Origin of the sequence: Xanthomonas bromi (assembly GCF_900092025.1) — a bacterium.
Lineage (GTDB): Bacteria > Pseudomonadota > Gammaproteobacteria > Xanthomonadales > Xanthomonadaceae > Xanthomonas > Xanthomonas bromi.
On sequence record NZ_FLTX01000036.1, the window covers coordinates 49,122 to 65,272 of the forward strand.

The 16,151-nt window shown below is 63.8% G+C and carries 11 protein-coding genes, 1 other RNA gene and 1 CRISPR repeat array; of the genes, 5 read left to right on the top strand and 7 right to left on the bottom strand.

What is annotated here, in order from left to right; genetic code table 11:
- Positions 1-64: 64 nt before the first annotated feature.
- On the bottom strand, positions 65-1,300 hold the full coding sequence (locus tag XBLMG947_RS11415; protein ID WP_065468741.1) for an efflux RND transporter periplasmic adaptor subunit: 1,236 nt from the start codon (positions 1,298-1,300) through the stop codon (positions 65-67).
- Positions 1,301-1,594: 294 nt separating this feature from the next.
- On the opposite strand from XBLMG947_RS11415, the gene XBLMG947_RS11420 reads away from it, so the two are divergent.
- From XBLMG947_RS11420 to XBLMG947_RS11440, 5 genes are all read left to right on the top strand, one after another.
- Positions 1,595-1,670: non-coding RNA, sX9 sRNA (locus tag XBLMG947_RS11420), on the top strand.
- Positions 1,671-1,701: 31 nt separating this feature from the next.
- Positions 1,702-3,018, top strand: a complete 1,317-nt coding sequence (locus XBLMG947_RS11425; RefSeq protein WP_065468743.1) for a M20 family metallopeptidase — start codon at positions 1,702-1,704, stop codon at positions 3,016-3,018.
- 177 nt (positions 3,019-3,195) lie between these two features.
- Positions 3,196-4,011 (top strand): NADPH-dependent 7-cyano-7-deazaguanine reductase QueF, encoded by an 816-nt coding sequence (gene queF / locus XBLMG947_RS11430; protein ID WP_065468745.1) that lies wholly within the window; start codon positions 3,196-3,198, stop codon positions 4,009-4,011.
- Between the two features lie 103 nt (positions 4,012-4,114).
- Entirely contained in the window at positions 4,115-4,408 is a 294-nt protein-coding gene (locus XBLMG947_RS11435) for a LysM peptidoglycan-binding domain-containing protein (RefSeq protein WP_065468747.1), read from the top strand.
- A gap of 107 nt (positions 4,409-4,515) precedes the next feature.
- Complete coding sequence (locus XBLMG947_RS11440) at positions 4,516-5,037, top strand: hypothetical protein (protein ID WP_065468749.1); 522 nt, start codon at positions 4,516-4,518, stop codon at positions 5,035-5,037.
- A 346-nt stretch (positions 5,038-5,383) separates the two neighbouring features.
- Positions 5,384-10,475: direct repeats of the CRISPR family, unit length 31 nt; unit sequence GTTTCAATCCACGCGCCCGTGAGGGCGCGAC.
- 187 nt (positions 10,476-10,662) lie between these two features.
- Here the strand turns inward: XBLMG947_RS11440 and cas2 are convergent.
- The 6 genes from cas2 to cas5c are packed head-to-tail and all read right to left on the bottom strand — an operon-like array spanning position 10,663 to position 16,084.
- Positions 10,663-10,953 (bottom strand): CRISPR-associated endonuclease Cas2, encoded by a 291-nt coding sequence (gene cas2, locus XBLMG947_RS11445; RefSeq protein ID WP_065468751.1) that lies wholly within the window; start codon positions 10,951-10,953, stop codon positions 10,663-10,665.
- A gap of 15 nt (positions 10,954-10,968) precedes the next feature.
- A complete protein-coding gene (cas1c, locus tag XBLMG947_RS11450) occupies positions 10,969-12,003 on the bottom strand; it encodes a type I-C CRISPR-associated endonuclease Cas1c (RefSeq protein ID WP_065468753.1) in 1,035 nt (344 codons plus the stop codon).
- 2 nt (positions 12,004-12,005) lie between these two features.
- Positions 12,006-12,638, bottom strand: a complete 633-nt coding sequence (gene cas4, locus XBLMG947_RS11455; RefSeq protein WP_065468755.1) for a CRISPR-associated protein Cas4 — start codon at positions 12,636-12,638, stop codon at positions 12,006-12,008.
- A 19-nt stretch (positions 12,639-12,657) separates the two neighbouring features.
- The gene (cas7c, locus tag XBLMG947_RS11460) at positions 12,658-13,536 is read right to left on the bottom strand and encodes a type I-C CRISPR-associated protein Cas7/Csd2 (protein WP_065468756.1); all 879 of its coding nucleotides are present in this window, start codon (positions 13,534-13,536) and stop codon (positions 12,658-12,660) included.
- Positions 13,533-15,413 carry a type I-C CRISPR-associated protein Cas8c/Csd1 gene (gene cas8c / locus XBLMG947_RS11465; protein ID WP_065468758.1) on the bottom strand — a complete coding sequence of 627 codons (1,881 nt, stop codon included), beginning with the start codon at positions 15,411-15,413 and terminating at the stop codon, positions 13,533-13,535. The genes cas7c and cas8c overlap by 4 nt, the downstream gene beginning before the upstream one ends.
- A complete protein-coding gene (gene cas5c, locus XBLMG947_RS11470; protein ID WP_065468760.1) occupies positions 15,410-16,084 on the bottom strand; it encodes a type I-C CRISPR-associated protein Cas5c in 675 nt (224 codons plus the stop codon). Before cas5c ends, cas8c begins: the two co-directional genes overlap by 4 nt.
- Positions 16,085-16,151 lie beyond the last annotated feature (67 nt).

Consider the following 16,151-nt stretch of genomic DNA (forward strand, 5'->3'; position numbering starts at 1 on the left):
GAAGCCGGCGCATGCAGCGCCGAGGCACATCGGCGACGGAGGTTGCGTCGCCGCTGGTCGAGAATTAGCGCGGACCGCCGCCACGACGGCCGCCGTTGCCACCAGCACGGTCCTGTTTGTCCTTCGCCGCCTTCAGTTCGGCCTCGGTCGGCTCCGGTGGCGTCTCGCCCGGCTTGAGTGCGCTGACCTTGCTGCCCGGCTTGAGCCGGAACTGGCCTTCGGTGACCACCCGCTCGCCGGGCTTGAGGCCCTTGGTGACCTGCACATGGCTGTCGTCCACTTCCACGCCCTGCACCACGGTGCGCATCTGCGCGGTGTTGTCGTTGCCCACCACATAGACGTAGTCGCCGTCCGGGCCGCGCTGCACCGACTGGGTCGGCACCACGGTGCCGCCGGTGATGGTGCGCAGCTGCAGGCGCACGTTGACGAACTGGCCCGGCCACAGCGCGTTGTCTGTGTTGTCGAAGATCGCGCGTGCGCCGAAGGTCCCGCTGTCGGCAGCGATGCGGTTATCGATGACATCCAGCTTGCCGTCGCCGCTGATCACATGCGCATCGCCGCGATCCAGCGCCGCCACGCCCAGCGGTACCGCCGCCTGGCCACTGCGCACCGCCTGCAGTTCGCGCTCGGGCAGGTTGAAGGACACATAGATCGGACGGATCTGGGTCAGGGTGACGATGGTGGAGGTGCTGCTGACGATGTTGCCCACGTCCACGCCGCGGATGCCGGCGATGCCGTCGATTGGCGCGGTCACCCGGGTGAACTGCAACTGCACCTGCGCCGAGCGCATCTGCGCATCGTTGGCAGAGACCGCTGCCTCGTACTGGGCAACCTGGTTGCGCTGGGTGTCCAGGTCCGTGCGCGAAACGTACTGCTTGTAGGCCGGGTCGTTGGAACGCTGGTAGTTCACCCGCGAGGTCGCCAACAGCGCCTGGTTCTGGCGTTTGGCTGCCAACGCCTGGTCGTAGCTGGCTTGCAACGTGCGTGGATCGATCTGCGCCAGCAGATCGCCCTTCTTCACTTCCTGGCCTTCCTTGAAGTTCAGGCTCATCAGCTGGCCACCGACCTGCGGGTTGACCGTGACCGTATTGAGCGCGGTGACCGTGCCCAGCGCGCTGGCATAGACCGGGACATCCTGCGTGGTGGCCGCCACGACCGTGACCGGCACCGGGCCGTTGTCTTCGGTGTTCTCGCCGCCGGCTGCGCCTGCGCGCTTGCCCCCACCCATCATCCGCATTGCGACGAACACCACGACGAGCACCGCGACAACCAGCAGTGTGATCTTCCAAAAACGCGACATGCGACAACTCCTGAGGGCGGGCCGGGCGCGTGGGTGCGACCGTGGGGCGGCTGTGCGAAGCATATCGCTGCTCTCCTGCAATTGAGCATTACTGAAGTAACGCTCGACAGGCGAAACGACCGCGACGGTGACAGTTGCACTGCAGCGGCAACGCCCCAGGGCCGCCACGGTTGACCGCCGGGCTGAATCGGGTCCCACTGCCGCCCATCCGGCACGCGCCTGTACTACATTCAGACCGGCGAACAAAACGACAGCCCAGCCGTGAGGCGAGTGCGGCCGATGCCCGGAATCGGCAGGTACCATTCGTACACGCCGGTTCCGAGTGCGCCTCCACGCCTATCTGACGACTGCTCGCGACGTTCTGTCAGCCGCTCTTGGCAACCCTCTTTCTAGGATTCTCGATGCGCCCCTCCCGCCTGCTGACCAGTGCGCTACTGCTCGCCCTGTCCACGCTCGCCGCCGCGCAGACCGCGCAACGGTCCGACGTTCAGGCCGCCGCTGCCCCGCTGCAGGCCAGGGTGGTGCAATGGCGCCGCGACTTCCACCAGCATCCGGAGCTGTCCAACCGCGAGGAGCGCACCGCCGCCACGGTGGCCGCGCAGCTACGAAAGCTCGGCCTCACGCCGCGCACCGGCATTGCCCATCACGGCGTGGTGGCCATCATCAAGGGCGGCAAGCCCGGCCCGAAGATCGCCCTGCGCGCGGACATGGACGCGCTGCCGGTGACCGAGCAGACCGGGCTGCCGTTCGCCTCCAGGGCCACCGCCGAGTACCGCGGGGAGCAGGTCGGGGTGATGCATGCCTGCGGCCACGACGCCCATACCGCCATCCTGCTCGGCGTGGCCGAGGCGTTGGTGGGCATGCGCGAGCAGCTGCCGGGCGAGGTGATGCTGATCTTCCAGCCCTCCGAAGAAGGCGCGCCCGGTAACGAGGAAGGCGGCGCCTCGCTGATGCTCAAGGAAGGCCTGTTCGCCGACTTCAAGCCGCAGGCGGTGTTCGGCCTGCATGTGTTCTCCAGCGTGCAGGCCGGCAAGATCGCGGTGCGCAGCGGCCCGCTGATGGCGGCCTCGGATCGCTTTGCGATCAAGATGATTGGCCGCCAGACCCATGGCTCGGCGCCGTGGAACGGCATCGACCCGATCGTGGCCAGCGCCGACATGATCTCCACCGCGCAAACGGTGATCAGCCGCCGCGCCAACCTGTCCAAACAGCCGGCGGTGCTGAGCTTTGGCGCGATCAAGGGCGGCATCCGCTACAACATCATCCCCGACGATGTGGACATGGTCGGCACCATCCGCACCTTCGACGAAGGCATGCGCCAGCAGATCTTTGCCGATCTCAAGAACGTGGCCGAGCACACGGCCGCCGCGCATGGCGCCAAGGTGGAGGCGAAGGTGCCCGACCAGGACGGCAACCCGGCCACGGTCAACGACCCCGCCCTGACGGCCAAGATGCTGCCCAGCCTGCAGGCCGTGGTGGGCGCCGACAACGTGTACGAACCGCCGCTGCAGATGGGCGCGGAAGATTTCTCGTTCTACGCCCAGCAGGTGCCGTCGATGTTCTTCTTCGTCGGCTCCACGGCCAAGGGCATCGACCCGGCCACCGCGCCCAGCAACCATTCGCCGCAGTTCCTGCTGGACGAGTCGTCGCTGGATGTGGGCTTGCGCGCGCTGTTGCAGGTGTCGCTGGATTATCTGCAGCAGGGTGAAGCGGGCTGAATCGGGAATGGGGAATCGGGAATCGGGAATCGGGAATCGTCTGCGGCTGGGCGATTTCCAGTTCCCATTGCGATGTGCGGCTGGGTGATACGCCATGTGGCGAGGCCTTCCGATGGTCTCGTCCCTCCGACCTCGCCATACACCTCACGGCCAGCCCGTGCGGCCTAAAATGGCGGGATGAATACCCCAGAAGATTCCACTCTCGGTCGTGAGGTCGCCTATCCCAGCGGCTACGACCCGTCGTTGCTGTTTCCGATTCCGCGTGCGGCCGGGCGCGAGGCCATCGGGCTGAGCGGTGTCTTGCCGTTTATCGGCCGCGATCGTTGGCATGCTTATGAGCTCAGCTGGCTCGATGCACAGGGCAAGCCCTGCGTGGCGACGGCCACCTTGCATGTGCCCTGCGAATCGCCGTCGCTGATCGAATCCAAATCGCTCAAGCTGTATCTCAACTCGCTCAACGCCACCCGCTTCAACAGCGCCGAAGCAGTGCGCACGCGGATCGCCACCGACCTGTCCACGCGCGCCGGCACCGATGTGTCGGTGGAGTTCGGCCTGCCGCCGATCGACGTCGTGGGCGAAGGCGAATCGATCGATACGCTGGACGTCAGCATCGACGATTACGGCCCGCCGAATGCGGCCTACCTCTCCGCACACGCCCAGCCAGTGGTGGAAGAAGTGCTGACCTCGGCCTTGCTCAAATCCAATTGCCCGGTCACCGGCCAGCCGGATTGGGCCAGCGTCACGCTGCGCTATCGGGGTGCGCCCATCGACCGCGAGGGCCTGTTGCGGTATCTGGTGAGTTTCCGCGACCACGCCGAGTTTCATGAGCAGTGCGTGGAGCGCATGTTTAACGATGTGCTGACCCATTGCGCACCGGAGTGGCTGGTGGTCGAAGCGCGTTATACCCGGCGTGGTGGGCTGGATATCAACCCGCTGCGTCGCTCGCCCAGCGTGCCCACGCCGCTGTCGATCTTTCGCGATCTGCGCCAGTAAGTCGCTGCAGTGAAGGATCGCGCCGGCTTCACGGCGGCGCGATCCACGCTTAACAGCGCGCCACGCACCCTGCAGTCCTCGTGATGGACGAAGGAGCGCAGCAATGAGTGCCGACAAGAAAGCAGATTTCTCCAACGTCACCTCATCGGTCGACAGCACCGCCGATATGACGCCTGGGCCGGATTTTTCCAATGTACGCACCACTGTGCAGAGCTCCGCAGAGCTGGTCGAGGAATCGGTGACGGTGCAGGCAGGCGACAGTCTGTCCAGCATTGCAAAACGTCATCTGGGCGACGGCAAGTTATGGCCGCGCATTTTCGAAGCCAACCGAGACACGCTGCAGGATCCGGACAAGATTTTCCCGGGTCAGGTGTTGCGTTTACCGCACAAAGCGTAGCTGCCAGCGCGATCATCATTTTCATTGCAGAGATGCGTTGCGGGACGCGGCGAAGTCTGCAAAAAATTCCAGAAACAATGATTTTTTCGATATTCGGAGATTGATCCATGCGTACTAAATCCGTTTCACGCACGCTCGTGATCGCGCTTGCCGGCGTGCTCGCATTGTCCGGTTGCAAGAAGGTCGAAGACGCCAGCGTTTCGAAGGATCCTACCTCCGGTGCCGCCACTGAGGCGATGCCTGGTCCAGCCGCTACGCCGCCCGCCAGCGATCAGACCGGACAGAGTACTGCGACCGGGTCTGCCGTGACCGTATCCAGCGTTGCCGTCGGTACCAAGGCCGCCGCCGACAAGACGGTGACCCCGTCCGCCACCATCGGCACGAAGGACACCATCATCGTGTCGGTCAAGACCGAGGGCAGTGCGAGCAATGTGCCGGTCTCGGCTAAGCTCACCTATCAGGATGGGCATGTGGCCGGCGAGCAGAGCGCCACGCTGACCACCAGCGGCGCAGAGACCACCAACATGAGCTTCAGCAAGCCCGACGGCTGGCGGGCCGGCACTTACACTGCACAGGTCATGGTCGACGGCAAGCCAGCAGGTACGCCGCAGACCATCATCGTCAAATAAATGGTATCCAAGCATTGATGGACGGCGTCCAAATTTTTAACCCCGTGCGTGATGACCCGCACCACACGCAGAACTCCAGCATGGTCCAACCTGTGCCGCGTCAGTGGGCGGCAGGCCTGCCAGAAAAAGGTATGCCTCATGATGCATTTCCAACCCAAACGCCAGTGAGGGCGCTATGGGCAGTCCCAGGCGTCGCATATGCCAGGCGGGCCATTTCAATCCACGCGCCCATGCGGACACGACTTACCAAATTCGTGTGCATCACTTCGCTTGGCTGAGTATCAACCCGCATGCCTTTGAGGATACGACCGCGTCGGGGCAAAACGTAAAGCAGCAGGTTCATGTTGTTTCAATTCACGCGCCCGTGAGGGCGCGACACCATCCTGGACGTGATGGGCGATGCCGGCGTGGGTTTCAATCCACGCGCCCGTGAGGGCGCGACACACGGCGGATGGTGCCATGCCGAACGTGTCGTTGTTTCAATCCACGCGCCCGTGAGGGCGCGACAGGGAGCGCTGTCCACAGCAGGTGTTCGTTAGATCGTTTCAATCCACGCGCCCGTGAGGGCGCGACGCTAAATCAAGCTCGGCTTGTTAGGTGGTATCCGTTTCAATCCACGCGCCCGTGAGGGCGCGACCTCAATCGCGCAAAAATTGAGACGCTAAATCGGCTAGTTTCAATCCACGCGCCCGTGAGGGCGCGACCTGTCACCGGTTCGTGGGCGTTGCGGGTGGTTGGAGTTTCAATCCACGCGCCCGTGAGGGCGCGACCCATTCAGCCCGCAGCGTTATATCGATGCGATCCTGGTTTCAATCCACGCGCCCGTGAGGGCGCGACAACCACGGCGATTCAGATGGTGCGCCAGCACGGCGAGTTTCAATCCACGCGCCCGTGAGGGCGCGACGCGAGCAAGGGCGGGAAGACCGACCTTCAGACGCAGTTTCAATCCACGCGCCCGTGAGGGCGCGACCCAGTCGGTGCGCCAGGCTATCGACAGGTGGTTAGTTTCAATCCACGCGCCCGTGAGGGCGCGACCAGTTCCATGCGCAGCTCCGGTAGATTCATTGGTAAGTTTCAATCCACGCGCCCGTGAGGGCGCGACAACACATTCTGGAACGCTCGCAATAGTTGTGTAAGGTTTCAATCCACGCGCCCGTGAGGGCGCGACAGGTGGCCTGTCGCAAGATCGGACGCATGGCCATGTTTCAATCCACGCGCCCGTGAGGGCGCGACCCTCACGCCTACACCAAAGGCGACGGCGAGACCGGTTTCAATCCACGCGCCCGTGAGGGCGCGACCGATGGCGACGGCGGCAGCGGGTATGGAGAGCCAGTTTCAATCCACGCGCCCGTGAGGGCGCGACGATGCGATAGGTGTTGCCTAGCGAATCGACCCAGGTTTCAATCCACGCGCCCGTGAGGGCGCGACTGAAGCAATCCCCCACGACGAAGAAAAGAAGCCAGTTTCAATCCACGCGCCCGTGAGGGCGCGACGCTAAGGAAATAACGAATGGAAGGTAATACCCCGGTTTCAATCCACGCGCCCGTGAGGGCGCGACCTCTCCCGAACACTTCCCTCTCCACCTGTAGCACGTTTCAATCCACGCGCCCGTGAGGGCGCGACACAAAGCAAACGCGGGACTAGACAAGACCAAGGCGTTTCAATCCACGCGCCCGTGAGGGCGCGACTTGAGTACATCGAGTTGGGCAAACACCGATGGAAGTTTCAATCCACGCGCCCGTGAGGGCGCGACTTGAGTACATCGAGTTGGGCAAACACCGATGGAAGTTTCAATCCACGCGCCCGTGAGGGCGCGACAACCTGCTGCAAGAGCGCGGCGGTGCGATGGTGGAGTTTCAATCCACGCGCCCGTGAGGGCGCGACTGCACCCCACTGATTGGGCGCGTATCGAGCTCCTGTTTCAATCCACGCGCCCGTGAGGGCGCGACATGCCATCCTCCGGCACGTTAGGCAGAAGCCTAAAGTTTCAATCCACGCGCCCGTGAGGGCGCGACCACAAGGCTAGGGCACTGGAGCTCGAGGGAAACTGTTTCAATCCACGCGCCCGTGAGGGCGCGACGGGTCAGCCTGCGCTTCCCTCCAATGGGGATTGAGGGTTTCAATCCACGCGCCCGTGAGGGCGCGACCCGGGTAAGCTAAACACAAGGGTTACTGTAAGTGAGTTTCAATCCACGCGCCCGTGAGGGCGCGACGCCCGAGCGTCCGGGCTGGCTGCTGGAGAAGATGGTTTCAATCCACGCGCCCGTGAGGGCGCGACCTACCCGTCTCCACACTGTCCTGAACGTTGTCCTTGTTTCAATCCACGCGCCCGTGAGGGCGCGACGTCGTTGGAAGGTGCCAAGCTCCGGGTCGTAGGAGTTTCAATCCACGCGCCCGTGAGGGCGCGACGCAAGCTAGGTGCAGGCCCTATCACCATCAACCTGTTTCAATCCACGCGCCCGTGAGGGCGCGACGACGCGGCGGCTATGTTAGAAGCAGCGATGCTAGTTTCAATCCACGCGCCCGTGAGGGCGCGACCGGCGGGATCGTGTTTGTTGGGTCTGGCAGTGATGGTTTCAATCCACGCGCCCGTGAGGGCGCGACTAACGCCGCTTACCGGGTAATGCGTGCACGAGAGGTTTCAATCCACGCGCCCGTGAGGGCGCGACTGGTACTCGGCGGCTAAGGCTGTGGACGCACGGGGCGTTTCAATCCACGCGCCCGTGAGGGCGCGACACTCCCAGCCACACGGCCGGCGGGGAAAAACGTGTTGTTTCAATCCACGCGCCCGTGAGGGCGCGACGCATCAAGTTTGGGAAAGGCAGAAGCAACGACCAGTTTCAATCCACGCGCCCGTGAGGGCGCGACCACCCGCTAAGCGCATACAAGGTGGGCTTGGTTACCGTTTCAATCCACGCGCCCGTGAGGGCGCGACCGATTAAGCGCGCGTTCGTGTCTCGGTTCCACGGCGGTTTCAATCCACGCGCCCGTGAGGGCGCGACAGTTATACCACCCGTGTATCGCCCTACAAATCAGTTTCAATCCACGCGCCCGTGAGGGCGCGACGCGAACCGGGCGGATCAGCTGCGGCATTCGTGGCGAGGTTTCAATCCACGCGCCCGTGAGGGCGCGACTCAACGTGTTCGGCAAGTTCCCGCCGTCCAGCATGTTTCAATCCACGCGCCCGTGAGGGCGCGACCGGCAATGTGTGCAGGGCCTAGGCCCATCTGATAGTTTCAATCCACGCGCCCGTGAGGGCGCGACATACCGCCTTTGTCTGGGGGAAGTGCTGCGCAGTGTTTCAATCCACGCGCCCGTGAGGGCGCGACCGCATAACGGAGGGTACAGACAGGTGCGGCTACTAGGTTTCAATCCACGCGCCCGTGAGGGCGCGACGCTTACCTTCGCAGGTGGCAAGAACAAGGGGGAGGTGTTTCAATCCACGCGCCCGTGAGGGCGCGACATGACATGGAACTCAACAAAGCACCGCGCGCCGAGTTTCAATCCACGCGCCCGTGAGGGCGCGACGGTCACGTACGTACAGGCGCCGCTGCGGCAACTCCAGTTTCAATCCACGCGCCCGTGAGGGCGCGACTTTGAGCGCTTACCGAGCAGGTGCAGCTCGTCCACGAGTTTCAATCCACGCGCCCGTGAGGGCGCGACGATAGTCTTTACGGCTTTCTGGCTCGCACTGTTCCGGTTTCAATCCACGCGCCCGTGAGGGCGCGACGAGAAGTCACCCGGCTAAGGCCCGGGGCCTCGTTGGGTTTCAATCCACGCGCCCGTGAGGGCGCGACGAAGTTCTACGACATCCACGACCACACTAGCGGAGTTTCAATCCACGCGCCCGTGAGGGCGCGACGATATGCGGATGTTCGCCGGGCTGCACGTCAACTGGTTTCAATCCACGCGCCCGTGAGGGCGCGACCATCGGCCCCGCCCTCCTGTGCCAAGATGTATCCGTTTCAATCCACGCGCCCGTGAGGGCGCGACGATCTGGGCACCCGCATCAAACGCACCAACCAAGTTTCAATCCACGCGCCCGTGAGGGCGCGACCCACTTCCAAGCCCCGCAGCAACCGGGCGTTGATGTTTCAATCCACGCGCCCGTGAGGGCGCGACTTCTACCCGGGCAGGTTCACACCGTGCAGCAGGCGTTTCAATCCACGCGCCCGTGAGGGCGCGACATCGGCAGCGGGCTTGAAGCTGTTGTTTGCCACCTGTTTCAATCCACGCGCCCGTGAGGGCGCGACCCGTTGCCGGTGCACCGAGACAGGTGCACCCACTGCGGTTTCAATCCACGCGCCCGTGAGGGCGCGACTTATTTCACAACCCGCATTGGAGCAGGCGTGGTTGGGTTTCAATCCACGCGCCCGTGAGGGCGCGACTACGTCGGCTGCCGTGCTGTATACGCCCGGGTCAGTTTCAATCCACGCGCCCGTGAGGGCGCGACACGCAGGGGTTCGCGGGTCGCATGTCGCGGGATGAGTTTCAATCCACGCGCCCGTGAGGGCGCGACACCACGCCGACGTTGCGGTTGTCGCGATTCAAGTTGTTTCAATCCACGCGCCCGTGAGGGCGCGACTAGTCACTGTCAACACCAAACTTGCACTAACGTGTTTCAATCCACGCGCCCGTGAGGGCGCGACCGCGAACACGGTCTACGACCTGTATCGCGACCCGGTTTCAATCCACGCGCCCGTGAGGGCGCGACATGCACGCCTGCAGCAAGCGGCGCTCGGACGGCGTGTTTCAATCCACGCGCCCGTGAGGGCGCGACGCCAGGCCGTAGTTGACGCATCACAATGCCCGCAAAGTTTCAATCCACGCGCCCGTGAGGGCGCGACCGGCTGCACGTGCATCACGTGGACGAGGACTGGAAGTTTCAATCCACGCGCCCGTGAGGGCGCGACCATCACTGCATCCGAGCCAGTCAGCACCTGACCAGTTTCAATCCACGCGCCCGTGAGGGCGCGACAGTTGTTCCCAGCTACAGGCGCAGAGTTATAGAGAGTTTCAATCCACGCGCCCGTGAGGGCGCGACCGATAGGCGTCATTGCCTGCCAGTCGGGAGCATTAGTTTCAATCCACGCGCCCGTGAGGGCGCGACCACCATCCGCAACTCATCCAGGGCACCACCTGAGTTTCAATCCACGCGCCCGTGAGGGCGCGACTAACGCAGCATCTGCAGGCCACGCCCGGTCAAGGCGTTTCAATCCACGCGCCCGTGAGGGCGCGACCATTGCTGTTAAGGCGGGACGTAAGCGCTTTGATGTTTCAATCCACGCGCCCGTGAGGGCGCGACGTCCAGGGTGCCCCACCCGTAGCAGGGTCAGGGTAAGTTTCAATCCACGCGCCCGTGAGGGCGCGACCTTATCGACCCACATCAGAAGATGCCCGGGAGTGTGTTTCAATCCACGCGCCCGTGAGGGCGCGACCCCCCTTAGCATAAGTGCTTGCCATCGTTGCTAAAACACGGGCCGTTGCGCGGACTTGCTGAAAAAGCGGTCGAGAAGTAGTCATGCGGACCTGTGAATCCGCTAGGTATTTATTTTTTTCTTGCAAATCAGTTGCTTGAGGAAGGTGCGAACCTGCCCGGTTTTTATGGGACGCTTGGGGTTCGCGTCAGAAAATCAGTGGGCCTTTGAGGTCCAGGCTGGGTTTGGCGCCAACGTGCTCCACGCGGGCCTCCCATTTCGCGCCAAGGTGATAGAACCGCAGGCTGTCTAGGGCCGGGTCGATCAGGTCGCAGAGTTGCTGCCGTAATTCAGTCCATTGGGCAGGCTCGACTTCGATCTCGAAGACCGAGAACTGCACGCGCTGCCCACGGTCGCGGCAGGCTTTGGCGACCTTGCGCAGGCGTTTCTCCCCGCCGGGAGAGCTGGTGCTGACGTCGTAGCTGACCAGAATCATCATGGGACTTGAGCCGTGTCATTTCCAGAAGAAGGAGGGATAGCCATCCAGATCGCCACGCAGGTGCCGTGCCATCAGCTGCGCCTGCACGAAGGGCAGCAGGCCGATGTCGACCTTTTCGCCCAGGAAGGCATGTTGGAGCTGTTCGCGTTTGCGCTCCTGGTAGGCGATCAGCACTGTCTTGCGCGCATCGTCCTTGAGAAGAACCGCGCCGTTGTCGAAGACCTGGAAGTCGCGCTCGTTCAATTGTCGGCGGTTGATCAGCGACAGTGCCAGGCGCTCGCCAAGCAACGGCCTGAATTCCTCTGCCAGGTCCAGGGCCAGGCTTGGCCGTCCCGGTCGGTCGCGATGCAGGAAGCCGACTGCCGGGTCCAGACCAACCGTTTCCAGGGCCGAGCGGCAATCGTGGGTCAGCAAGGTGTAGAGAAACGACAGCAAGGCATTGAAGGCGTCGCGCGGCGGGCGGCGATTGCGTCCGCCAAAGCGCAGCAGCGGGGCCTCGGTGCGTACCAGTTGGCCGAAGACGCCGAAATACGACTGCGCTGCCTCGCCTTCCAGGCCGCGCAGCACGTCAACACTGGTTTCGATGAGCAGGCGTTGTGGAATGCGCTTGAGCCGCTTGAGTGCATGCTGAAAGGCGGGGATACCGGTGAGGCGGTCGCCGTGGTCGCGCCAGCCGCGCGCCAGCACGGCGCGCTGGTTGTGTATTTTTCCTGCCAGCAGGTGACGCACAATCGCGGCGCAACGCACGGGATCGTCGCTGCATCGGTACTGTTCACGGCGCAGCAGCACATTGCCGGACACCGGGCCTTCCACACGCGCGAGAAAGCGCCCCTGCGGAGTCAGATAACAGATGCTGATGCCTTGCTCGGCGCAGAAGCCGAGCAGCTGAGGCGAGACCGCGACACGTCCGATGCAGACGATGCTCTCCAGCATGTGAACCGGTAATCGAGTGCGTTCTTGCCGCTCCACCTCCATGACGACATTGGCGCTGTCCTTGCGCAACCACGCGCCGTCGGTGGTGACATACAGGGTATTGAGTTGGCGGCGCATCGTCAGTCCTCTTCAGTATCGAGTTGTCGACGCAGCCAGGTGTCCACGCTCCCGCGACCGAGCAGGCGCGGCTGACACAGGTCGATCAATGAGCAGGCATCGCAGCGTTTGCTGTCGTAGCACGCACTGGGCGTCATGCCGTGAGACAGCAATGCACGGGTTTCGGCGATGGTGCGCTGCGTGAGCTCGCGCAGCGTTTGATCGAAGACGACGTCCTTGCGCCGGCGGGTCTGCCCGTAGAACAGCGCGCCGGCGTCTACTGGGCGTTTGAGCATGCTTTCCAGGCACAGGGCCTGGGCACACAGCTGTACCTCGTCGGCCCGGTGCGACTTGGGCCGGCCCCGTTTGTACTCCACGGGGAACGCGAATTCCCCTGCGGGATCGTGATGGAATTCGACCACATCGGCCTTGCCGGTGATGCCCAGTTCCAGCGCCAGCAGCGGCATCGCGGTGACGGTGCGCACGCCACGCCTGCGCTGCGTGTGTGCCACATCGGCGCGCTCGTGCAGCAGCCGGCCTTCGGCGGTTTGCCGGTTCTCTGCCCATTGCCGTTCCACATGGATCAGCGCGCATTGGCGTGGGCAGTAAAGGTAGTGCTGCAGGGCAGAGAGCGGGATCAGGTCGTCGTCGTCCATGGTCTCGCTCTCCTGATCGTCAGAACAGTTCGGTCACGCTGACGCCGGCAGGAAGTGCGCGGTCGATCACCACCCGGTAATCGGAAAAGCTGCGTGCCGGTCCCTGATCCACATGGCCAATACGCTCGACCTTGACCTTGTCGAAGAGCATATGCGCCGGTGCGTTGCCCATCGGGTGTTCGTGCTCGAAGACGATCAGTTTGCGTGCCGCCATCTCGCCGCGTGCGGCGGAGCGGTCGTGCTCGAACAGATTGGTCAACGCGCGCCACAGCAGTTGCAGATCCTCCTCCGAGAAACCGGTGCGCTCTGCCAGCTTGGCCGACACAAAGCCATGCGCGCGATACAGGCCGTAGGGCAGGATGTGCTTGCGGCCCATGGTGCGCTCCTTCTCCAGGTCTTTCTCGTTGGTCACCGCCACGCGGGTGATCGACACTTCCAGCGGCAACACCGGTTCGACCGAGGTGGCGAAGGCCAGTTGCACCGGGCCACGGACCTGGCCGGTATTGACCTCGGTGGTCATCACCGCGCCGAAGGTGCGCACGTCGAAGAAGTTGCTGCACATCCATGAAGTGAGTTCCTGAGCCTTGGCCTGATCCTTGGGGAGCTTCTTGTATTTCTCCTTGTCGTCCGGCGGAATGTTCAACGCCTTCCAGGCCAATTCGTGATGGCTGTTCAGGACTGATTTCTCCTGCATGTAGATCGCATAGCCCGACTGGGCTTCTTTCTCCAGCGCCACGTAGTTGCGGATCTTGCGCTTGAGCGCTACGTCGGTGACAAGGCCGCGATTGGTTTCCGGGTCCAGTCGCGGCAGGTTGCCGGCGTCGGGGTCGCCGTTGGGGTTGCCGTTGGTCACATCGAATAGATAGACGAATTCGTAGCGGTGGGTAATGGCGCTCATGCGGGTTCTCCTTCGGAAGCGGTGTCGGGGGCGTCCTGGCCGTTACTGCGGGCGAAGCGCGCCTGGGTCTGGTGGTAATAGCCGATGGCGAAGCAGCCTTGTTCCTGAATCGGCAGGCTGCGCGGGAAGCTGGCGGGAAGCGCGTCGATGATCTGGCCGATCTCCTTTTCCAGATTCACCGCCAGGCCGGCCTTGTCCTTGCGCAGCTTGCCGAAGTGGTTCTGGGCACTACGCAGCAGCACCGGGAAGATGCTGGCCGGTGTTGCAGAGGCGGCACCGTAGTAGCGGTCGCGGATGGTGGCGTTGACCTGGCCGCCCAGTGCGGCGCGTTGCAGGTTTTCCAGCGACGAGAACAGCCTGCCCAGCAGGTAGCCGGGGTCGGTATTGGCGGTATCGAGACTCACTGGGGGTTCTCCGTTGGTGGATGACAGTCCTTGTTGCGTGTCCAAACGCGCCTCGCGTGCCAGGACGGCCCGGCACAAGGCCACGCGCAGCGGCTTGATCTGCCCGTCGGCACGGAAGCGCATGACGATGCCGCCGAGCAGGCTACGCGGGTAGGGGGTGCCGGCGAGGATGGCGCGGGTGAGTTCGCCGGCCAGCAGCGGCGAGACGTCCTCGACCTTGGGCTTGCCGTGCTCGCCGTAGACCGGCGCGGTCTGCAGGGCGAGGAATGCCGGTGTGGGCGGGCGCTTCCAGGCGGGCGGTTCGAGCTTGAGGTCGTGGTAGTGGGCAGCAAGACGTGCGGCAAAGCCGGCCAGTGTCTGCGTTTCCCAGAAGCGGATCGACAGGCGCGCGGCGTTGGGCGCCAGGCCCAGCACGAAGATGCGCGCGTCGTCGTCCAGCGTGGCATCCATCTCACGCAGTGGCCGCATCTGCCGCACCTGTTCCAGCGCCAGTTGCAGGCGCTGGGTGGCCTGGCCGTCGGCGATCCCGGGGCCGTCGGCGTCGCCGCCACGTAGGAAATCGGCGATCAGGTCCTCGGCGCCGGCGGCCTGCGCGATAGTCCTGGCCTGCGCCCAGAACACCACCGTGCTGTCGCCGATCTGCAGCCGCTGCCGGTTGCGCGGGTCGCGCCGCAGCAGGTGGTTGAGTGCAGTGGTGTAGGCGAAGGTGGCCTGTTCGGAGATTGGCGCGTTAGCACCGCTATCATTTTCTTTTTTCTTGGCTCTGATCTTTTCGAATGAGCCCCGGTACGACATGTAGGCGTCGCCCTGGAAGGAAACAATGGACGTTCCCGTAGGCTGTCCGCCGTTCACTCCCTTGATCGCCGGGTGCAGCCGCGCCAGCGGCGCACGTTCGCCGCTGACCAGGCAGATGCCGCAGGCGCTTTCGGAGGCCAGGCCCTGCAGTCGCTCCCATGCCGTGCGCGCAGCTGCGCGCTGGTGCAGATAGCTGGCGTCGCCCTCCAGGCGGAACACGACATTGGCATCCAACAGTGCCTCGCCGTGCCGGGCGAAGTGCGGGTGCTCGGCAAATTGCGCGGGCGACCAGCTCTCGAGAAAGGCCAGCAGTGCGCGCAGGCCGGGATCGTCGCTGCCGGCCAGCGCTTGCTGGTGCAGGACCTGGAACGCCGCATGTTCCTGCTCGCTGCGTTTGCTGCTGGCGCTGACGCCGAGCGTGTAGCTTGTCTTGTCCCAGAGGAAGAACGATTTGGTTCCGATCCCGGGACGCTTGGATGAGGTTGGCACCGAAAGCGCCTTGGGAGTCCGCTTCTTGCCGTCGTAGTCATGTTCGTCCTCCACCGCCACGACGCGGCCATCGCCGTCCAGCACGATGGCGTAGCCGATCTTCTCCTGGCTGTAGCCGGGTGCGGCGATGCCCGATGCCGGATCGTCCAGCAGCCGTTGGTAGTAGTCGGCAAGTGCGGACAGGATCATGCGCGCACCCCGCCGTTTTCCGGCGCAGGCACCTCGACCCGGCCATCGACCATGCGTGCGCGGAAGAAGCGCGGGGTCATGCCGTCGGCGAAGTCGATGTCGTGCAGCATCCAGCCCAGGTCGCGCTCGCCAGCCAGCGTTGCATCGGTAGCCGGCATCGCCGCGTCGTGCTCGATCAGCGCGAAGCTGGCGGGGAATTCGCGCGTGCCCAGGCACGGCGCCTGGAAGCACTGCCCGCGCCGCGCGCGGCGGTTGAAGATGTCCAGGTGCTTGCCGACGTTGTCGTCGGCGCCGGCCTTGTCGGTCAACTCGAAGTGTGCGGCGATCACGTAACCCACCTCGCGCAGGAGGGTGGCGGCGCGTTGCTGGCGGTCCTCTTCGACGTAGCTCACCAACGTATCGGTGCGCCCGGCCTTGATCGCCTTGCTCACGCTGGCCGCAGACAGCTTGCCGCCCACTTCGTTGCGGCGGATCGACTCGAAGCGAATCGGCTTGAGCACCTGGATGCTGTCCACCACCCAGCGGATCGCCGGTTTCCAATGGATTGCTTCCAGGATGCCGCGCGACGCCGATGGCGTGATGATGTCGTACGAGACCCGCTCTACCTTCATTTCCGGGCGCGTGAACAGCGCTCGTTCGCCCCAGACGTGGAGCCTGACTCCGTAACTCATCCTTGTTTCCCCTATCTGGCGTTACACGATCCAACTTGCCTGATTGATATCTCAAATGCTGAGATTT

Excerpts from the sequence above, each read along its gene's own strand:
- cas8c (WP_065468758.1), bottom strand. The coding sequence starts at position 15,413 with ATGATCCTGTCCGCACTTGCCGACTACTACCAACGGCTGCTGGACGAT.
- cas2 (WP_065468751.1), bottom strand. The coding sequence starts at position 10,953 with ATGATGATTCTGGTCAGCTACGACGTCAGCACCAGCTCTCCCGGCGGG.
- XBLMG947_RS11440 (WP_065468749.1), top strand. The coding sequence starts at position 4,516 with ATGCGTACTAAATCCGTTTCACGCACGCTCGTGATCGCGCTTGCCGGC.
- cas7c (WP_065468756.1), bottom strand. The coding sequence starts at position 13,536 with ATGAGCGCCATTACCCACCGCTACGAATTCGTCTATCTATTCGATGTG.
- XBLMG947_RS11415 (WP_065468741.1), bottom strand. The coding sequence starts at position 1,300 with ATGTCGCGTTTTTGGAAGATCACACTGCTGGTTGTCGCGGTGCTCGTC.
- queF (WP_065468745.1), top strand. The coding sequence starts at position 3,196 with ATGAATACCCCAGAAGATTCCACTCTCGGTCGTGAGGTCGCCTATCCC.
- XBLMG947_RS11425 (WP_065468743.1), top strand. The coding sequence starts at position 1,702 with ATGCGCCCCTCCCGCCTGCTGACCAGTGCGCTACTGCTCGCCCTGTCC.
- cas4 (WP_065468755.1), bottom strand. The coding sequence starts at position 12,638 with ATGGACGACGACGACCTGATCCCGCTCTCTGCCCTGCAGCACTACCTT.
- cas1c (WP_065468753.1), bottom strand. The coding sequence starts at position 12,003 with ATGCGCCGCCAACTCAATACCCTGTATGTCACCACCGACGGCGCGTGG.
- XBLMG947_RS11435 (WP_065468747.1), top strand. The coding sequence starts at position 4,115 with ATGAGTGCCGACAAGAAAGCAGATTTCTCCAACGTCACCTCATCGGTC.
- cas5c (WP_065468760.1), bottom strand. The coding sequence starts at position 16,084 with ATGAGTTACGGAGTCAGGCTCCACGTCTGGGGCGAACGAGCGCTGTTC.